Raw genomic sequence first — 16,742 nt, forward strand, 5'->3', positions numbered from 1 at the left:
CGCGCCCTTTCCCGCTTCGGCTGTCGCCGTTGCTCAGCTATATGGAATTTCGTAGAAGCCTAACTTATCCACGCCCAAACAATGCCCGAAACGGCGTAGTAAAGAAGAAGCCACGTTAAAGCCCCGGCGGTCGTCCATAGGAAGTCCGCAAATTCCGGCGTTCCCTTCTTCGTTACCCGGTCGTAGACTTCCTTACCGATGCCTACTGCCACGGCAATAGCGACGGCAATAAGGACGGGTAGGAAGTTGGTGAGAACTCCGGCAATAAGAAGCCCGGCGGCGTAGTGCAGCTTCTTGTCGAACGGTAGCCCTTCAACGAAGGCCACGACTTTTTCTATTACTTGTTTCGGTGTCATTGGCGTGTTGGTTTCTATGTGCAAAGTTAAAGGCTTTATCGTATTATAGTGATACGACAAAGCCTAAAACACTTCGCTAAAACTTCAAGTCGGGCGGTTAGCTTTCTTTGGGTGTCAGTTTTTCTTTTACATGGGGTTGGCTTATGCTATCCCTAAACGGGCTTGCTTTTCGCGGGGTTAGGTCTTTTTTAAGTACCGCGCCTTCATAGACGCAAAAGGGAAATTCCGAATAGCCGCCCCACGTTGTACCACGCGAATAACAAATACGGTCTACTTGGATTGTTCTACCCCTGCCGTCGGTAAGTATGTCGCCAACCTTATAGGGGTTGTTCGCCTTCGCGTATGCTATTGCGAGGTCTTTTTTCTCTTGTTCGTGGCGGGCCTCCATTTCCGCCTTCCGCTTTTTGTATTCTTCCTTATCCATTATTTTTGTCGGGGGTTAGGTATGTTTCTATTTGTTCCTTGAACTCGTCGAAGCTGCGGACTATGACGTATTTGTTACCCGCTCCTTCGGCGGCGGTCTGCCATTCCTTCTGCGTTGCCCTCTGCCTTCCGTCCTCGGTCTTGAACTCTACGCAAAGCGAAGCGAAGCCGCCGGAAGGAATAAGTAGAATAACGTCCGCCACGCCCGCCGTAACTCCTTCCGCTTTCATTATCCCGGCTTCCTTCTTATTGCGGAACCCGCCGTTAGGTACGGCGAAAAGCAATAGCCGAAGGCGTGGGTATTGAAGCCGGAACCAGGTAAAGCAATTCCGTTGTAGGTGGCTTTCTATGTGCCGGGGCTTCGCCTTCTTCTCGGTGGCGTTGGCTCTCGCTACCAATTCGTCGTAGGTAAGACGACGGGCGGGCTTCCCCTGTTTGGTCCCGGCCGACTTCTCCCGAAGGGTAGCCGCGCAGGACTTACTGCAGCACTTTCCCCAACCTCGCGCTAAGTTCCGGGTATCGGCTTCGTATAGACGGCCGCAATTATCGCAATTCCTTAATACGGTAGCCATAGTTATTCCGGGTTCTTGAATATGTCGCTTTTCTCCGTTGTCAAGTAAACGGGTTGTAGCGGTCGGTTGAAGGTTAATAGACTTAGCCAAATTTGGCCGGTTTCTGCTACTCGCTGTTTTTCTTCTTCGGTAAGTTCAAAACAGCATATTACTTGCCCGTCCGGGCTTCTATATGCCGGAAGCGGTTCGTATAACGGGCGTTGATTCTCGCCGAATACGGCGTTTTGTTCGGGGAAATTTATAGGTTTCATTTTTTCTGTTTTTATTGGTTCTAACTATCGGGAAATAACGAGGGGCTGGGGTTGGGTATGTAGGTCGTGTCGTAAAGTTCGCCTTTCGCTATCTTAAGTTCTACGTTATAGGCGATGTGGGTGCATTGGTGCTTCCCCGTCTTAAGGTCGTAGAAGTCCACTACAAACGAATTGTCGGTAATGTCTTCGCCCTTCCTTTTGTGGCGGACGCGCCCTTTATACTGCATCCCTTCCTTCCACCCATATAGACGCTTTAGAGTCGCCGGGGCTATCCTTACCGGGGCGTTGGGGCATTGCCTATAAGTCGCCCTTATCTCGTCGCCCGGAAGAAGCGTAACGGTTCTTTGTGGGTAATGCTCAAAAGTAGCCATTAGCGTCTAAATGGGTCGTCGTTAGGGTTGGCGAAGGGGTCGTAGCCGCCGGGGGCTGTTCCGTAGGTGCTTCCCGTTCCGTAAGCTGCGCCGGGCTGTGTCTGCTGTTGGTTCTGCTGTGCGTCCGGCTTGCTTCCGAGCAGTTCTAACTCGGTAACGGTGCAATTTAGGCCGGCTTCTACGCCGTTCCTTCCCGTGTAGGGTTTGGCGGTAAGGTTTCCCCGGCAGAATACCTGTGTTCCCTTCTTGAGGTACTGAACTACCGCGCCGTCGCCGGGCTTAAGACAACTTACCCACGTCGTCCGGGCTACGGTGTTGCCCTGTGCGTCCTTGAAACGCTCCGAAGTCGCCACGTTGAAGGCGATGTAACGCTTCCCGTTGAACTCTTTAATTTCCGCGTCGGATCCAATGTATCCGACAAAATCTACTTTTAACATAGTTTGCTGTTTTTGTTTGGGGTTATGGTTATTTGGTTTTCTTGGGAATGAAGCCGACGTAAAGGCTTGCTTCGTATTCAATCAAGCCGCCCGGTACGGGTGCAATGTCGGCGCGGGTTCTTATGTAGTCGCCTTTGATTACTTGCTCCGCGACTTCGGCTATAAGCTGCCCCCTTATTAGGCTGACAACTCCGGGCGGTGGCATTGTGCCGTCGGTTGGCGCGTATGCGTCGGAACGGACAATTTTAGCCACTTGGTAGCCCGGCGGAAGGGTCGCGGGCGTTTCGGGGTGTAGGGCATAAGCCCAACGGCGAAGCAACGCCGCGAATTTGTCTTTAATCTTCATAATTTTTCGGTGTTTATAAATTGGAAAATATGTTTAATTACTTCTACCGTCCACCCGTTGCCGAGCATCTGGTATATTTGGGTTTTGCTACACTTCCATTCGTACCAATCGGGAATAGTTTGTAGGCGGGCGCACTCGGTAGGCGTAAAGCATCGTAGAACCTCGTCGGCTGTAAGAATGGCGGGGGCTTGCCCGGCGTGGGCTGAACAAAGGGCGGGGCTTATGCCGTCGACTGAATAAACCCGGTTTTGTTGGTAGGGCTGTCGCCCGTTGCTTTCCGTTCCGGGGTTAATCTGCACAACTTCGCGGGTTAATACTAAGTTGTTGGCTTCGTAACGACTTGATGTTACGGTCGGGGCTTTCTCGCGGAATACGGCCCCGGCGTTATAGCCGTGGGGAAGTTGAAGTATAAGGTTATCTTTTTGAACCGTCGTAAGGGTATTCGATTTGCCGTCCGTCCGGGGTACTAATTCGGTCATGTTGTGGCGGCTCTCCTGTATTTCCCCGGCTTCGTATTGGCGGCGTATAGCCTTGCCGTATTCCGTCCGGCGGGTAGTCAAACAAACCGATTCAAGTAGTAAGTTGTCTTTTTCCACGCTTGTAAGGCAGTTCGTTTTACCGTCTTCGCGTAGTTCTGCCGTCTGCTCGTTCCGTCCTGTTTCCGGGTTGAACCTTCCACGGACTGCCACGCAACGGGGACCGGGAAGTATTACCCCGGAGTCAAGTCCTCGCCCGCTTACTCGTAAAGTGTTGGCTTTTTCTTCCGGGGTTCGCGGGTTGAAGCCGAAGTTATTGCCTTGCTCCTTTTGGTGCTTCCTATGCCCCAAAAGTTTACGTTTCCGTTCTTCGCTGTAATGGTAGGACTTCGGTACGTCTTCTTCCAAAATATCCCGGATGTATATCCCCCGGTCTTCGGGTTGCGGAATGTCGGTAAATACCTTCGTGTCGAAAAGGTTTGCTTCTTCCCGTGTCCGTATGTTAGTCCAATATAGCCGGACGCGGTTTTGTGCCGAAACTAAGGCGGAATTTATTACGACGGGGTCTAACCCTAATTGCTCGGTTATGACCTGTTCGCACTCCCGGCGCATACGGACGTTTTCAAGAAGGAATAGAACGCCGGGGTTATACTCCTGTATCTCCCGAAGAATACGGACGTATTCAAAAAATAGGACGCTCCGGGGGTCTTTGAAATTTAATTGTTTCCCGGCGAAACTGAACCCTTGACAGGGCGAACCGCCTATTAGCAGGTCAATGGTTGGAAGGTCGGCGGCGTGTACTCCTGTAACGCTTCCGAGCTGCACCGTTTCGGGAAAATTGTGCTGTGTCTGCTTTATGGCGTGTTTGTCAATCTCGGAAGCAAAGTATTTGTTTACCTTGATTCCGACTTCCCTTAGCGCAATTTGTCCGCAACTCATTCCGTCGAATAGACTTAATACGGTTATACCTTTTGTTGTGTCCATTGTCAAATAATTCGGGCTAATTTGGTTTCGGGGTTGTCGTAGCTGCGCAATATCTTGTTAACCTTTATCCGTTTTGCGTGTATGGTTGAAACTATTCTACGCAAATAGGCGGGAAGGTTGGCAATGAACGCGCCGTTATTCCGTATGTGGCTAAGGGTAATATCAAAGGCTTCCATCCAAATTTCGTTAATGCCTTCTTCCGTATGGCTAATATTCCGGGTGCGCATGAATTTGTCTATTTGGGGCTTCTCCTGCCAAATTCTCGTTACGACTTCGGTATAGTCGTCGGTTTGGTATGCCCGAAGCACACAGGCGCAAAAATCTATTGCCGCTTTATACTCGGCGGTAGCTACTGTCTTGCTCCTTCCGGCTTTCCGCGTCGCTTGGATGCGTTCTGCAAGTGCGCGGCGGTCTAATAATTGTAATTCGCCGTTATGCTCTATTACAACGAGGTCGCGGCTTATCTTGGCCGGGTTAATGCCGCGCAAAGCGGCGTAAAGTATTCTTATCGGACGGCCTGCGTACTCCTGTGTTCGGTCGTTGCTTATTATTCTTACCAGCCCGTTACGGTGTGCTTTTATAGGCTTCCAACGTCCACCCAAAGCAATACTTTGAACTTCTCTTGTTTCCCGGTGTATGCGGTAACGCTCAAAGCCGGGAATATGTAAATATTTACTTTCCATATAGCTGTTTCGTCTTATAGTGATACGTCCGAAGGCGTAGTTAACTTTTTACTCAATAGCGTAGCCACTTTTTCGGCGGCGGCGCGAAACTCGCGGTTAAACTTGTATTCCTTTTCGTAGTTCCGCAGGTAGTAGTGTATCGTAGAAGTGTCGTGCTTCGTTTCTTGCGATATTTCCTCGGTTGTTACTCCGCGCTTTTTGCAATGGTGGGCGTAAATCATACGGGCAAATACGAACCAACGGCCCCGGCTGTCCTCGACGATGTATTTGAAGGGTACTGCCATAGCCACAAGTATAGCGCGTTTAATATCCCGGTGCTTGGGCTGACGCTCGTAGCGGATTTCTAATCCTAAATTTTGGGCTATACTTCTTTCTAAGTTTGCCCCGGTACTAACTTCCCAATTAGGAAGCATATAAATTTCGTCGCACTCAAGCAATAGACGAATATCCGCCTTCATGTGTTCTTGCCACGGTTCGCCGGGGGCTACGCCGTTGTTAAGCGGGTTTACTACGTCGTAGCCCTGTTCCTTGAGCCGCTTTTCGGCGGCTAAGAATAAGGGGGCGTATTGCTCCGGGGTTAAGCCACTGATTTGGCCTGATATATAAATTTTCTTCTGCATTGTGAAAATGGTTGTTTATTTTGCTTTGTAGGCGTTTTTATCTCCAACTATCCACCAAAGGGGCGGAGCGCGAAATTTGGGGCGTTTCCGTGGCTGTGACGGCGTTTTATTCTTTATTCTTACTTTTCATATAGTCGTCAATGAACGAAAGTATTTGTATTAGTCGGGTTGTCCATTCTACAAATTGTTCGGCTATTGTCTTCTTTGGGATTCTTGCTTCGCGAGCTTCCTTGAACTTCTGCGCCATCCACCCGTGAAGCCCTATTTTGGGGTCTATGCCTTGACTTGTCGCCCAATCTTCCCACGAAATTGCGTTACGCCGGGCTTCTTCGTCGGCCTGGGCTTTCTTCTCCTTCTCAATTTCGTAGGCTATTCGGTTTTCCTTTGCCTGTTGGTCTATGGCGTACTTTCGGAAGGCTTCTAAAATCTTGCGAGGTGTTACCTTTCCGTAGATGTCGAACTCGCCACACTTCAAAAGGTGGAAGAAGCGAAGTATAGAAGCCATTGACAACAGCCGGAAGCGTTCACTTTCACAAATGGCGTGGGCTATAAAATCCACGTCGTATTCATCTACTTCCCTGTCTTCGCCCATTCGTAGTATTGCGTCCGTAATGTGTATTCCAATAAGCCCGGCTACTCCGTCTTCTCCGTAAGTTCTGACAATCGACGCAAAAACAGGTACGCCGTTCCGTATGGCTTTTTCTACGTTCTTGGCGCAGTGTCTTTGTGCTGTCAGCCCGAACTTATTGCAAAAGTCGGGAAGCTCGCCGTATTGCTGACGTATAGCGACGGCGCGGGGGTCGGTTGGTATCAATGCCCCGGAATTATCCGGGCGGCGATTTGAAGGTAAAAGTTCCATATTGCTGATTTGTAAATTTAGAAGGGTTCGGTATCATTTGCGGTGGCAATGGTTCGCCCTGTCCTGTCGTTCTCTATTGCACCAGCCAGACGTGCGGCGGCCCCCTTTACTAAGGCTTCGCGGGCTTCCTTTCTGCTCTTGGGTGCGGCGGCTTCTTCTCTTGCCCGGCGGCGGTCTGCTTCAAATTTCCGGCGAAGGTGGTTTATCAAGTGTTGGGCGGCTTCTTTGTAATTGGGGTGGCTGACTTCGCGCAGTTGCCACTCGGCTATTATCTCTTGGGCGTACTGCTTTATTGTTGCGAGGTCGGTGCTGTTCTGCATACAAAGCACGTCTAACGAATATTGGTTTTCGGGTGCAAAGAACTTTTCCAAAAAACTAACCTCGCGCGCATTATCTACTACAACATAATTATTATTTATTGATAACTGATTACTGATTAAGGTTAGTTCTTTTGGCTCAGTTAGTTCTTTTTCGCCTTCTTGGTTAGTTGTCGGTTTGTTTTGGGTTAGTTCTTGGTTAGTTATATCTAACCTTTTTTTGCCCTTTTTCGCCGTTTTAGGCTGTTTTTCCACTTCTTCGGAAGTTACGACTTCAACCGCTTCAACCGTTTCTATACCCCCGTCAACCTCGGAAAAAACTAATTTTTCGGGGTTGGTTAGTTCTTGGTTAGTTTCGGTTAGTTCTTGGTTAGTTCTTTTTCCGCGCCTTCCGTTGGGGTTGTTCCGGGTGCCTTTAGGTGCGCCGCCCTTACTTCCGTTCTTAACGGCTCTTTCGTATCGTGCTACGTTAAAATCTATCTGCGACTTTAACGCTATGAACAGGGCGCGGGCTGTCGGGCTTGCGCTGTCGTCCGGCTCTATTCCGTCAAAAGCGTAAGCGTATAGAACCCGCGAAACTTCTTTGTAAAGTTCCGCCGGAAGTTCCGCCATTGCGTCTATGTATGAACGAAAAATTACTATGCTGTCTTGGCTCATAGCGTTTGGGTTAATGGGGCGCGTTCACTGGGTCGGCAAACGCGCCCCGGTTGTTAGTCGGTCGTTATTGTTATCTTCTCGTCTTCTTTATATGCGACGCAGAAGGCGTATGGAATAATCGCGTTCAAGTTGAAGGGCGAAGCCGATGTAAGCGAAACTTCAAAGGTTTTAACTTCGCGTCCTTCCTTCTCGGCTTCCTTCTTGAGCTGGGTATTAAGCCACGCGGTTATTACCGCCTTCGCGGTGTCGATGTCGCGGGTCTTAACAATGAAATCGTAGGACATCGGGGGCGTGTCGTCTTCGCCGTCCATGCTCTTGGCTATTATGTCCGCTCCAATTCGGTAATATTTGGTATCGTCGCGGGCTTCCTCTCCGTCCGGGGTTTCCTCTCCGGCTTCGTTGCCGCCTTCCACTTCCTCTACGGCGCGGCGGAAGCGGTCATTAAGAATTATTACGCCGGGCATCGCCTTGACGCTATCCACCACGAAACGGGAAGTAAAGTTTAGTTCTATGTAGTCCGTAACAACTTCAATAGCGAGGGTCGCGCTCTGCGCTTGAAGAATAAAACTTTTCTTCTTATTCCCAATTTGGGCGGTAGCCTTGAAGGGCAGAAGGGTGTAACGCTTTGCGGGCTGCGCTATTCGGCGTTGATTGCTTACTTCGACTTCGGTAATATCTCCGCATTGAAGGTGGAAGGCTATACTTTGGGCTGTTTCCTCGTCTATATATTTCCCGGCTTCAAAAAGCAAGTTATTACGTTCAATACTTATAACTTCCCCGGTATCGCTGTCTAACATATCTTCGTACCACGTCTTAAAGACGGGGGAAGCGAAGAACTTGCCAACCATTCGGCGGGTGTCGTCCGTGCGGTAGCGTATTTCGTCCTTCCGGGTTTCTATCTTCTCTTGTGCTTCCATCTTAGTCCTGTGCTACGTTGAAGTCTGCGGAAGGTTTGAAACTGACGACGGCGCGGGCCGGAACGTGGACGGGTTCGCCTGTGCTGATGTTCCGGGCTGTCTTGGCTTTTCGGTTCTTGTGTCCGAAAGTGCCAAACCCGCGTAAGGTTACTTCGCCGCCACAATAGACGACATCTTTAATTACTCCGAGGGTCGCTGTTATCACGTCTTCCACGGCCCCGGCTGTGATGCCGTGGGCTTCTGTTCCGTGGCAAGCTGCGGCGACTTTCGCCACTAATTCTTTCTTTGTCATCTTTGGGTCGGGTTAGAATTTTTCTACTAAGATTTGGGCGTAAAGGTCGCGGAACGTGTCGCCCGCGTAGGCGGCGGTACGCCGTTCGTGGAAGCAAAGCCGAGAGCCGACGCTCGCATACGTAGCCGAAGCCGCGCTGCACGTATCCGCAAACGAAAGCCCGGCAGCCGCGCCGTCAGGTTTCCCCTCTGCGTCCTTGCCTTTGCCCGGTTCAATGTGGAACCATGGGTAATACTTGGGTTCGTTGGTGTTGTTCCAATCCGGCTTCCACCCTTCGTTAAGGGCTTCGGTTATCACTTCTAATTTACGTCGGGCTATCTCGTCCGGGCGCATTAGTCCGCCGTCGGCAATCACTTCGGGGGCTTCGTTGTCGCTGATGCCTAACACATGGCAAGCGTCGGCGTAGGACTTCACACGCTCGCAGATGTCGGTATATTCCTGTTCTTCGGTATAGAAGTCGAATACGGTAGCGTCTTCGTCCTCGCTTACGATTTCCCTTACTGCGTTGCTTGCCGCTTCTATGTTGTCGAAGCGGTCTACGAACTCGGCGGATTCGCCGTTCTTTCGGAATAGTGCTATTTTCTTCATTTTGAAAATTGTAATTGGTTATTAAAATATTTCGGGTTTATCTTTATCGGGGCGGTTCGCGTCGTTGTAAAGGATCCGCCGTTGGCGGGCTATCGCTAACCGAACCTGTTTAATTGCGTCCTCACGTCCTAAAAGGCTTTGTTCGTAGTCCAATAACTCCGCTTCGGAAGTTGCTAAGAAGTAGCCGCCGGACGTGGCAATTAGCCCCGGTAGTAAATCCGTCATTCGGATGTGGTTTATAATCTTCCTTATACGGGCTTCGCTCGTTTGGTGTCCGGCTATATTAAGCCGCTGTACGATGGTGCGGTTGGTTACTGCGTTCGCTTTACCTACCTTCTTTCTCAACCCTTGAAGGACGAGCGGAAGTAGTACCTTTTCTTCCTGTTCCGTCAATGGCGCGGTTTCCGAATTAAAGCCTTTTATCATCTTAGAAGGGCGTTTTATTGAAGTTAATACTAAGTCCGGGGCGGGCTATGTGTACCCGCTTCCCGGTCGCCCGGTAAACTCTATCCTTGAAGGCTACGGGGTCGCCGTTGCCCGAAGATAGGTGTATTAGGACGATGTTATTTACTGCCTTCAAGTCGTTTGCTTTTAGCGCGTCTAAACAAGTGTCTATACTTAGGTGGCTTTCCCTTACTCGTTCCCGAAGGGTCGGAATTAGGCGGCCTTCCTCTACGTTCCTGTCTAATATTTCGGGGTCGTAGTTGCACTCTATAAGCACGTTGTTTAATCCCTTGAAGGTATTGGGTAAGTAGTAGGTATCAGTAGCAAACAATATCCCGCCCGTTTCCGGGTGCCAAATGTAGAAGCCTACGGGTTCGGCAGAGTCGTGTTTGGTGGCGAAGGGTATAACTTTAAAGCGTCCAATAGTCTGAACTTTATAGCCCTGTTCTGTTCGCGTCAACTCGCGGGGCTTCCACTCGCTTGTTACCTTAGCGGCTTCAATTGTTCCGCGTGTGGCATAGACTGGAATAACTGCGTTCAATACCTCGTTAATCCGTCCGGCGTGGTCGCCATGTTCGTGGGTTATCAGACAGCCTACGACTTTGGAAATATCGCCTTCCAATGCCGCTACTACTTTCTTGAAGTTTATCCCGGCTTCAATTAGCAGGGCTTCGCCCGCGTTGTGCAAAACGTAGGCGTTGCCACTGCTGCTTGAACCTAAAACACTAAGTACCATTAAAAACCGGGTCTTCTTGGTGCGTTGTATGCCGGGGCCGGCTGTGGGTCGGCTTGGGGCTGATAGACTTCCACGGGCTGAACCGGGGCGGCGGGTTGAGCTGCGTTGGTCTGCGCCTGTGGTGCGTAGGCCGGTGCTTCCTGTGCGCTTTCGGTTACTATTGTCGCTTCTTCATCGTCGAAGCCAATAGCGGCCCCGGTGTTTGCCTTCTCGGAAATTTCCACGGCGACGGTATCTATTACCACGTTGGGGCGGCTACTTGTTTCGTCCGCGTCGCCGTAGTCCGTTCCTGTAAGATATTCGTAGAGAGCTTTCTTTGCCCGGCGTTCTGCCTTGCCGCGCAATTGGTCGTTGCTGCTGTATTGGTCGCGGCGGACGGTGGCTACAACGGTAAGGCTGTTTTTCTCCCCGTTGTAGGAATAGGAAATTTTACAGGGGAACTCGGCGAAGCCGGGGTTTTGGCTTCGGTCTGCCTGTATGTCGATAATATATTTTGCCCCTATCTTCTTAAGAAGGACGGTATAGCCTTCCTTCGTGGGGTACATCGTGCCGCTTATTATATTGAACTGATTCCCGGTAGGAAGAAGCCCAATTATTGCGGCATCTACTATCGCGTCGCGGACGGTTGCCACGTCGTAAAGCGGCTTCGTCTTTCCGTTCTTGTCGGGCTTCCCGTCGCGGTCGGTGCGGAAGCCTACCTTTGTATTCATCAGCGGCATGAACACTTTAGCCATCACTTCGTCGGTAAGGGCTTCCCGTATAAGGGTTATTACTTGTGCCGCCTTGAAGGCCGCGCCGAAGTTGTTCACGATGTCAATCGCGGCGGCATCGCGTAACGCAACTTCAAATTTTTCCTGTGCGGCTACAATGGTAGCCGGAAGTTCGGGCGTTTTACACATATAGCGTTGTTTAGTTATGGGTTGTTTGAAATTCTCCGTTACTCACTACCAACCTTATAAGTTGGCTACTTACGGGCGGGAACTCGTTTACGCTTTCGGCGTTATCGACGAAAATAGGCGCGTTTACTCCGTGGAAGGCGCAAAGGGCGTTAATCACGGCAAGCCCCGCGTTTATCTGCCCGGCATGGTTCTTGTCTTGGTATCGCACCCCGCCAATGTACGCCACACAGTCCGGCTCTTTATCGCCGTTTACTAAAGTCTTGTACATTCGGAACTCCACGCCGTCGAATAGTCCGTTTACCCGGCGTTCTACTTCCGCCATGCGGTCTTTTACGAAGTCGTCTATAAGGTCTTCTTCAATTTGAAGCGATGCCTTCTCCTGTGCCAACGTAGCGGCTTCCTTGTCAAGTTCCACTAAGCGGCGTTCGCTTGCTTCAATTGTGGCGCGAAGCCCTAACTTTTGGTCTATCTCCGAAAGGCGGGCGGAAAGCTGCGCTTTCTTGGCAGCGTGGTCGGTAGTGGCTCCGGGGGCCGGTGCTGTTATTGCGGAACGTCGGGCTTCGAGTTGGTCTATCTCCTTTTGAAGCCCTACCCACGCCGGGAGGTTCTGCGGGTTGATAGTCGGGTCGGTGCTTACGCGGGGGTTGTCTGCTATGACCTTTTCTAAGTTCGCCTTCCGGCTCGCAAAGTCCGCAACCGCTTCGTTGTGCTTGGTGTCAAGTTTGGCGGCTTCGGAAGTAAGGCGGGCTATTTCGCCGTCCTGTTCTTTTATCGTCTTGTTGAGCTGCGCTCCTTCCTCGTCCATCCTGTCAAGTCGGGCGGTTTGGTTCGCGTAGAAGTTAGCGCGTTCCGTGTCTTGGTTCTTTTTGAAGGCTTCGGCGGCCGCTATTGCGTCGCACTGATGGCGTTGTACTGCTCCGGGGTCGGCGCACTGATGCCCGAAAATAGGGCAAAGAAGAGGGCCGGCGGTTTGGTAGGTCTTTTCTTGGAACTGCTCGTTATTGACTGCTTCCCAACGCACCCGAAGGGCGGCTACTTCTTTTTCCGCGTCTTCTTTACGTCTTTTTGCTGTGGCAATGGAAGCCGTCAGCACTGACTTTTCACGGGCGTAGTAGTTGGCTTCGCTTGTTTCCTCGCGCTGAACCTGTGACAGGTCGCGGGTTGCGTCGTCTGCTACTCGGTTGGTTTCGTAGGCGGCTTTACGGGCGGCTTCCTTAGCGTCAAAAACGATTCTGTTCTGTTCGGCTTTCTTGGTATTGATTTCGCCCTGTATTTTCGCCGCCTGTTCATAGGCTACGCGGTTGGCTTCGGCGGCGGAAGAAGCGGCCGCGTCAATGTTGGCGAGGTCTGCCTGTATCTGCTTCTTCTCGGTTTCAAGCGCGGCGTAGTCCGGCGCAATGGGGGTGTTACGGGTTACTTCGTCCTTGCGGGTCGGTATCTTCTCTAACTGTGTTTCCACCTTCCCACGGCGGGCGGAAATTTCCTTACGGTATTCTTCCATCGTTTTGCCTGTAACCCGGCGTAGAAGTTCGGAAAACTCAGCACGGTTGGCGGCTATATCCGTGTCGGAAATGGTGCCCGCCATTCTAAGAAGGTATTCGCGTTGTGCCTTCCAATGAAGCGTAAGGAAGTAGTAGGGGTCGGTAATGACCTTAAAGAGGTCTTCGGGAATGATAGCCGCTACCTTAGCGTCGTATTCCGTCTTTGTCTTGAGGGGAACTCCGTTATAGAAGTAGTCGGTATGGTGTCCTTTAAGGGTTCGTTCCGTCGTTCCCTTCTCCGTTTTCCATTCCTCGACATAGACGCGGCGAAGTTCCACGGTTTCGGCTTCTCCTGTTTCGGTGTCTATCACGTCGAAAACTCCGGCTACTTGGTGTTCGAGGTCGGGTATGAAGTTTCCGTTAGCGTCGTTGGTCTTGATGCCAAACTTGGAGTCGGTATTGCCTTCGCTGTCTTTACCGAAGAAAAGCCAATAGAAGCCGTCGGCGATTGTGGTCTTGCCGGTTCCGTTGCGTCCGCTGATTGTCGTAACGTCGTTCCCGAAGGTAACGGTTACATTTCGCAAACCCTTGAAGTTGATAAGGGTTAGGCTTTTAATTCTTACTTGTTTGCTCATATAGCTGTTATTTATTGGGTTATGTTGTTTCCTGTTTTTCCGGCTAATTCTAAGGCTAAATCCGCGTCAATAATAAGCAGTGCGCCTATCTGCGTTATTGCCCTGTCAATCTTGCCGGAGGTCTTTATGCGGCTTGCGGTTGTCTTGCTGCAACCGAAAAGTTTAGCCAACCCTTTAAGGCCGTAGACGTAGCGTTTTTTCTTTTCGTCGGCCTGGGGCTTCCCGGCTAAGACTTCCTTAACCCGGTCTTCGACGGCATCCAACAATTCGCCGAGGGTAAGGTCTATTATTCGCGTGTTGGTATTATTCTTCTTCATCGTCGTCCTGTTCTTCTTCCGGGTCTGCCGGAAGTGGTAATTTGTTAAGATTATAAGCTGCGGCGGCGAAGTTTGCCAACATCACGCCGTAAGCCCACAGCGGCGCGTCTTCCATCATTCCCAATAAGCAAAGGGAAACGGCAAACCAAACATAAATAAGCCACTGCCGAAACGTGTACCGTTCGCCGTGTTCGGTCTTGCCGAAAATTGTTGTTAATATTTTTTCTTTCATGCTATTGGGGTAAAGAAGTCGTTAAAATCGGTTTCCTCGTCTATCCGGCGGCCGTTCCTTGTCGGTCGGTTCGTCCGGGCTGTTCTTGCCGTTCGTGGCGTATAATTGTCGTTGAAGGTCATAAACTCGCGGGGAAGGAAGGCGAAAAGCATTATTACAGCAATGAAGGCACGTTTAAGCGGATCCTTACTGACGGGAACCCCGCACTTAGTGCAAAACCACCATATGCAAAGTTCCGTAGCCTTTTGTATGCCTAACTTTTGGTAAATGTTCCGGGCTGTATTCTCCACGGTTCGGGCGGAAATAAAGAGTCTGTCGGCTACTTCCTTCTTGCTCGCGCCCCATGCCAAAAGTTCGGCTATCTCGCCTTCGCGTGGGCTTAGTTCTGCCTTTAGTCGCATACCCCCCAAATGTTTTCAGTAACTCCGTACTTGGCGAATACTTCCATAACTGCGGCGGCTTGGCTTGCCTTCGGCTCTTGCTTCCCGTCACGGTAACAATAGAAGGAATTTCGGTTATTGATACCTAATGCCTTCCAAAGTTCGGCGACGCAAGCGCGAAGGTCGCCGGATTTTACTTGGTCGAGGCCTGCTCGGAAGCCCCGGAAGGTCGTGTTTGTTGTCGCTGTTAGTGTCATATCTTATCTTTTTAAAGTTTGAATTAGTGCGCGGGGGAAGGTTCGCCCTTCTCACGCCCGTAGCGTCCCGCGCCCGTCCTGTTCCCGGTAGTCAACGGTTTATAGCCTTCACGAAGGGGATGCCTTCTCCGTTGGCTTATATATGTGGTCTTGTCTGTGTATCGTATTATAGTGATACGGAGGTGGGTAAATTAGCCCTTACCCGTGTTTGCTTCTCGCTTACTTAGCCACTCGTCGCGGCGGTGTCTGCACTCGGTAAGGCTCGACGCTACGGTAGCGAATAATTCCCCGTCCGGGGTTCGGTAGTCGTACTGTACGCGCTTAACACGTTTCCCGCGAAGGCGGGTAGAGAATATTTCGTAATTCTCGCTTCCGGCGGGGCAAACACTACAGCCCCGGTTGTCGTTCATGCTCATAGTTGTGTATGGTGTTAATTGTTGTCTGTAATAATTACGCCGTTGTGTCCTATCCACAGCATAGCGTCCTGTCCGTTATATGTGAAGTCGAAAGCGTTGTTTACCGGGTTTAACCGGCCTTCTAATTCCGTGCCTTCCTTAAGTCCGCGTATCTCTGCAAGGCACCAATAGCCGAAGTCTGTTAGGACTTCTACACGGGCTTTTGCTTTTATAGTCTTTATTGCCATACGTCTGTATGTTTATTTGTAGTAAAAAGTAATTTTCAATCCTCGACGAAGTTTGCATACACACTTGTCGAGCATACACTTGAAGGCGCGGGTTAAAAGGTTGTTCGCCAATTTTTCCCCTATCAGACTAAGAAGCCCGGATGCTCCTACAAGGGTATTTAGGCGTTTGCCCTCGCCGTTCACTCCGCTAACTTTAATTCGGAAGTTGCTGTTTATTTGCTTTGTCGTGAAGTCCATATAACTGTTGTTTAAGTAATTTTTGCTATTGCTTCGTGTTCGTAATTTCCGTAACTTTGCAACTGAATTACTAACACAGTGCAAAGTTAATACAATGCCATACACTGTGCAAGTGTTCGCCATACAAAAGTGAATTGTTTTAACGATTATTAACTTTCAACCCTCCGAACTATGGAAGGAACAGTAAAAGAGCGACTTAAATACTTTATAAAATCCGAAGGAATTAGCGAACGTGAATTTTGTAGGCGCGTTGGCGTTGGCTCTGCGTATATTCAAAGTATTCGCAAATCTATAATGCCGGACACTCTGCAACAAATTACCATACAATTTCCGCGCCTTAATCCTCTTTGGCTTATGATGGGCGATGGGGAAATGCTATTACCCGAAGAAGAAAAGAAGCCCGAAGCCGCGCCTTCCGAAATCCTTCTTAAGCTCTTGGACGACGCGCAAAATGAAAAGGCGCGGCTTCTCTCAATAATCGAAAGCCAGCAAAGGACTATCGAACGCCTTACGGAACTTACTAAAAAAGCGGATGTCCGCCGGGCCGACGATGCCACCTCTGCCGCTGTCGGGTAGTCATGGGTCGTATCGTTCCGTTATTCTAAAATTTTGGCTACACCTTATTATATATAAAGGCGAGAAACTCAGATAAGTAGGCATTTTCGACCCGTATTATACTGATACGCATAAAACGCACAGAAACGCCCTTTTTTAGCGTCTTTTTCTTCGGGGTAGTAATTCCTACCATTTGAAGCCTAAAAGCCGTTAAACGCAAAATTCGCAGAAAATAACTTAGCTATATGGAAATCGCAATAAATACCTTATATTCCAATCGGGAACTATACCCGTTTATCCCTCGCCACGTCTTCGACGCTTTAGAAGCTGCGTACTTAGACGGGAAGGACGTTATTACTATCAACGAAGCGGACTACTTCGCTATAATATCAAGTGCAAAAGCCGCCGGAATATGCCACGCTTAGTTAGAACGTCTTGCCCTGTTAAGGCTGAAATATCCCGGCGTTTCTTTATGGCCGTGGAGCGGCTTACTGAACTTCAAAAGCTCGCTTCCCTTGAGTCTTTCTGCAATTTGTACGGGCTTAGTGCGCCCCGATATAGGGAACTTCGATTAGGCTTTGGGGTTGCACCTAAGCCGGACTACAAGCCCCGCTATAATGGTATTGAATTGGAAGCCGCGCACTACTTAATAACGTGAGTTCGATATAATAATTCTGCTGTCCAACAATAAAACAATCAGCCATTTAGTATAAAACTAAGTGGCTGATTTTCTTGGTATTATCGCGAAAAATTCGTAAATTTATAGTGTCCAATTAT

General features: G+C 50.0%; 24 protein-coding genes. 1 reads left to right on the top strand and 23 read right to left on the bottom strand.

What is annotated here, in order from left to right:
• Positions 1 to 59 precede the first annotated feature (59 nt).
• From E4T81_RS01770 to E4T81_RS01885, 23 genes are all read right to left on the bottom strand, one after another.
• Positions 60 to 356, bottom strand: coding sequence for a hypothetical protein (locus tag E4T81_RS01770; RefSeq protein WP_135040831.1), 297 nt, complete (start codon positions 354 to 356; stop codon positions 60 to 62).
• A gap of 97 nt (positions 357 to 453) precedes the next feature.
• On the bottom strand, positions 454 to 780 hold the full coding sequence (locus E4T81_RS01775; RefSeq protein ID WP_135040832.1) for a hypothetical protein: 327 nt from the start codon (positions 778 to 780) through the stop codon (positions 454 to 456).
• On the bottom strand, positions 773 to 982 hold the full coding sequence (locus tag E4T81_RS15850; protein ID WP_245206978.1) for a hypothetical protein: 210 nt from the start codon (positions 980 to 982) through the stop codon (positions 773 to 775). The genes E4T81_RS01775 and E4T81_RS15850 overlap by 8 nt, the downstream gene beginning before the upstream one ends.
• A gap of 640 nt (positions 983 to 1,622) precedes the next feature.
• Positions 1,623 to 1,973: a hypothetical protein gene (locus tag E4T81_RS01785; protein WP_135040833.1), complete on the bottom strand. Its 351-nt coding sequence runs from the start codon at positions 1,971 to 1,973 to the stop codon at positions 1,623 to 1,625.
• Positions 1,973 to 2,410, bottom strand: a complete 438-nt coding sequence (locus E4T81_RS01790) for a single-stranded DNA-binding protein (protein WP_135040834.1) — start codon at positions 2,408 to 2,410, stop codon at positions 1,973 to 1,975. The genes E4T81_RS01785 and E4T81_RS01790 overlap by 1 nt, the downstream gene beginning before the upstream one ends.
• Positions 2,411 to 2,438: 28 nt before the next feature.
• Entirely contained in the window at positions 2,439 to 2,756 is a 318-nt protein-coding gene (locus E4T81_RS01795) for a hypothetical protein (protein WP_135040835.1), read from the bottom strand.
• Entirely contained in the window at positions 2,753 to 4,216 is a 1,464-nt protein-coding gene (dcm, locus tag E4T81_RS01800) for a DNA (cytosine-5-)-methyltransferase (protein WP_135040836.1), read from the bottom strand. Before dcm ends, E4T81_RS01795 begins: the two co-directional genes overlap by 4 nt.
• 2 nt (positions 4,217 to 4,218) lie before the next feature.
• Entirely contained in the window at positions 4,219 to 4,899 is a 681-nt protein-coding gene (locus E4T81_RS01805; protein WP_135040837.1) for a hypothetical protein, read from the bottom strand.
• 14 nt (positions 4,900 to 4,913) lie between these two features.
• Positions 4,914 to 5,519, bottom strand: coding sequence for a DUF4406 domain-containing protein (locus tag E4T81_RS01810; protein ID WP_135040838.1), 606 nt, complete (start codon positions 5,517 to 5,519; stop codon positions 4,914 to 4,916).
• A 106-nt stretch (positions 5,520 to 5,625) separates the two neighbouring features.
• Positions 5,626 to 6,378 (bottom strand): hypothetical protein, encoded by a 753-nt coding sequence (locus E4T81_RS01815; protein WP_135040839.1) that lies wholly within the window; start codon positions 6,376 to 6,378, stop codon positions 5,626 to 5,628.
• Between the two features lie 17 nt (positions 6,379 to 6,395).
• Positions 6,396 to 7,352: a DUF6291 domain-containing protein gene (locus E4T81_RS01820; RefSeq protein ID WP_135040840.1), complete on the bottom strand. Its 957-nt coding sequence runs from the start codon at positions 7,350 to 7,352 to the stop codon at positions 6,396 to 6,398.
• Positions 7,353 to 7,405: 53 nt separating this feature from the next.
• Positions 7,406 to 8,269 (bottom strand): hypothetical protein, encoded by an 864-nt coding sequence (locus tag E4T81_RS01825; protein WP_135040841.1) that lies wholly within the window; start codon positions 8,267 to 8,269, stop codon positions 7,406 to 7,408.
• A 1-nt stretch (position 8,270) separates the two neighbouring features.
• Positions 8,271 to 8,561, bottom strand: a complete 291-nt coding sequence (locus E4T81_RS01830; protein WP_135040842.1) for an HU family DNA-binding protein — start codon at positions 8,559 to 8,561, stop codon at positions 8,271 to 8,273.
• Positions 8,562 to 8,573: 12 nt separating this feature from the next.
• Complete coding sequence (locus tag E4T81_RS01835; protein WP_135040843.1) at positions 8,574 to 9,149, bottom strand: hypothetical protein; 576 nt, start codon at positions 9,147 to 9,149, stop codon at positions 8,574 to 8,576.
• 21 nt (positions 9,150 to 9,170) lie between these two features.
• Entirely contained in the window at positions 9,171 to 9,575 is a 405-nt protein-coding gene (locus E4T81_RS01840; protein ID WP_135040844.1) for a hypothetical protein, read from the bottom strand.
• 1 nt (position 9,576) lies between these two features.
• Complete coding sequence (locus E4T81_RS01845; RefSeq protein ID WP_135040845.1) at positions 9,577 to 10,329, bottom strand: MBL fold metallo-hydrolase; 753 nt, start codon at positions 10,327 to 10,329, stop codon at positions 9,577 to 9,579.
• The gene (locus E4T81_RS01850) at positions 10,329 to 11,228 is read right to left on the bottom strand and encodes a hypothetical protein (protein ID WP_135040846.1); all 900 of its coding nucleotides are present in this window, start codon (positions 11,226 to 11,228) and stop codon (positions 10,329 to 10,331) included. Before E4T81_RS01850 ends, E4T81_RS01845 begins: the two co-directional genes overlap by 1 nt.
• Positions 11,229 to 11,238: 10 nt before the next feature.
• On the bottom strand, positions 11,239 to 13,344 hold the full coding sequence (locus E4T81_RS01855) for an AAA family ATPase (protein WP_135040847.1): 2,106 nt from the start codon (positions 13,342 to 13,344) through the stop codon (positions 11,239 to 11,241).
• Between the two features lie 11 nt (positions 13,345 to 13,355).
• Positions 13,356 to 13,661, bottom strand: coding sequence for a DUF3853 family protein (locus tag E4T81_RS01860; RefSeq protein WP_135040848.1), 306 nt, complete (start codon positions 13,659 to 13,661; stop codon positions 13,356 to 13,358).
• The gene (locus E4T81_RS01865) at positions 13,648 to 13,893 is read right to left on the bottom strand and encodes a hypothetical protein (protein ID WP_135040849.1); all 246 of its coding nucleotides are present in this window, start codon (positions 13,891 to 13,893) and stop codon (positions 13,648 to 13,650) included. The genes E4T81_RS01860 and E4T81_RS01865 overlap by 14 nt, the downstream gene beginning before the upstream one ends.
• Complete coding sequence (locus tag E4T81_RS01870) at positions 13,890 to 14,294, bottom strand: response regulator transcription factor (RefSeq protein WP_135040850.1); 405 nt, start codon at positions 14,292 to 14,294, stop codon at positions 13,890 to 13,892. Before E4T81_RS01870 ends, E4T81_RS01865 begins: the two co-directional genes overlap by 4 nt.
• A 427-nt stretch (positions 14,295 to 14,721) precedes the next feature.
• On the bottom strand, positions 14,722 to 14,946 hold the full coding sequence (locus E4T81_RS01880; RefSeq protein ID WP_135040852.1) for a DUF3873 family protein: 225 nt from the start codon (positions 14,944 to 14,946) through the stop codon (positions 14,722 to 14,724).
• Between the two features lie 14 nt (positions 14,947 to 14,960).
• Positions 14,961 to 15,173, bottom strand: a complete 213-nt coding sequence (locus tag E4T81_RS01885) for a hypothetical protein (protein ID WP_135040853.1) — start codon at positions 15,171 to 15,173, stop codon at positions 14,961 to 14,963.
• Positions 15,174 to 15,581: 408 nt separating this feature from the next.
• On the opposite strand from E4T81_RS01885, the gene E4T81_RS01895 reads away from it, so the two are divergent.
• Positions 15,582 to 15,986 carry a hypothetical protein gene (locus E4T81_RS01895; RefSeq protein ID WP_135040855.1) on the top strand — a complete coding sequence of 135 codons (405 nt, stop codon included), beginning with the start codon at positions 15,582 to 15,584 and terminating at the stop codon, positions 15,984 to 15,986.
• Positions 15,987 to 16,742: the final 756 nt, after the last annotated feature.

Origin of the sequence: Barnesiella sp. WM24 (assembly GCF_004570975.1) — a bacterium.
GTDB lineage: Bacteria > Bacteroidota > Bacteroidia > Bacteroidales > Muribaculaceae > Muribaculum.

Bases quoted from the DNA above. Each gene is read 5' to 3' on its own strand.
- E4T81_RS01770 (WP_135040831.1), bottom strand. From the start codon at position 356: ATGACACCGAAACAAGTAATAGAAAAAGTCGTGGCCTTCGTTGAAGGG.
- E4T81_RS01775 (WP_135040832.1), bottom strand. From the start codon at position 780: ATGGATAAGGAAGAATACAAAAAGCGGAAGGCGGAAATGGAGGCCCGC.
- E4T81_RS01785 (WP_135040833.1), bottom strand. From the start codon at position 1,973: ATGGCTACTTTTGAGCATTACCCACAAAGAACCGTTACGCTTCTTCCG.
- E4T81_RS01790 (WP_135040834.1), bottom strand. From the start codon at position 2,410: ATGTTAAAAGTAGATTTTGTCGGATACATTGGATCCGACGCGGAAATT.
- E4T81_RS01795 (WP_135040835.1), bottom strand. From the start codon at position 2,756: ATGAAGATTAAAGACAAATTCGCGGCGTTGCTTCGCCGTTGGGCTTAT.
- dcm (WP_135040836.1), bottom strand. From the start codon at position 4,216: ATGGACACAACAAAAGGTATAACCGTATTAAGTCTATTCGACGGAATG.
- E4T81_RS01805 (WP_135040837.1), bottom strand. From the start codon at position 4,899: ATGGAAAGTAAATATTTACATATTCCCGGCTTTGAGCGTTACCGCATA.
- E4T81_RS01810 (WP_135040838.1), bottom strand. From the start codon at position 5,519: ATGCAGAAGAAAATTTATATATCAGGCCAAATCAGTGGCTTAACCCCG.
- E4T81_RS01815 (WP_135040839.1), bottom strand. From the start codon at position 6,378: ATGGAACTTTTACCTTCAAATCGCCGCCCGGATAATTCCGGGGCATTG.
- E4T81_RS01820 (WP_135040840.1), bottom strand. From the start codon at position 7,352: ATGAGCCAAGACAGCATAGTAATTTTTCGTTCATACATAGACGCAATG.
- E4T81_RS01825 (WP_135040841.1), bottom strand. From the start codon at position 8,269: ATGGAAGCACAAGAGAAGATAGAAACCCGGAAGGACGAAATACGCTAC.
- E4T81_RS01830 (WP_135040842.1), bottom strand. From the start codon at position 8,561: ATGACAAAGAAAGAATTAGTGGCGAAAGTCGCCGCAGCTTGCCACGGA.
- E4T81_RS01835 (WP_135040843.1), bottom strand. From the start codon at position 9,149: ATGAAGAAAATAGCACTATTCCGAAAGAACGGCGAATCCGCCGAGTTC.
- E4T81_RS01840 (WP_135040844.1), bottom strand. From the start codon at position 9,575: ATGATAAAAGGCTTTAATTCGGAAACCGCGCCATTGACGGAACAGGAA.
- E4T81_RS01845 (WP_135040845.1), bottom strand. From the start codon at position 10,329: ATGGTACTTAGTGTTTTAGGTTCAAGCAGCAGTGGCAACGCCTACGTT.
- E4T81_RS01850 (WP_135040846.1), bottom strand. From the start codon at position 11,228: ATGTGTAAAACGCCCGAACTTCCGGCTACCATTGTAGCCGCACAGGAA.
- E4T81_RS01855 (WP_135040847.1), bottom strand. From the start codon at position 13,344: ATGAGCAAACAAGTAAGAATTAAAAGCCTAACCCTTATCAACTTCAAG.
- E4T81_RS01860 (WP_135040848.1), bottom strand. From the start codon at position 13,661: ATGAAGAAGAATAATACCAACACGCGAATAATAGACCTTACCCTCGGC.
- E4T81_RS01865 (WP_135040849.1), bottom strand. From the start codon at position 13,893: ATGAAAGAAAAAATATTAACAACAATTTTCGGCAAGACCGAACACGGC.
- E4T81_RS01870 (WP_135040850.1), bottom strand. From the start codon at position 14,294: ATGCGACTAAAGGCAGAACTAAGCCCACGCGAAGGCGAGATAGCCGAA.
- E4T81_RS01880 (WP_135040852.1), bottom strand. From the start codon at position 14,946: ATGAGCATGAACGACAACCGGGGCTGTAGTGTTTGCCCCGCCGGAAGC.
- E4T81_RS01885 (WP_135040853.1), bottom strand. From the start codon at position 15,173: ATGGCAATAAAGACTATAAAAGCAAAAGCCCGTGTAGAAGTCCTAACA.
- E4T81_RS01895 (WP_135040855.1), top strand. From the start codon at position 15,582: ATGGAAGGAACAGTAAAAGAGCGACTTAAATACTTTATAAAATCCGAA.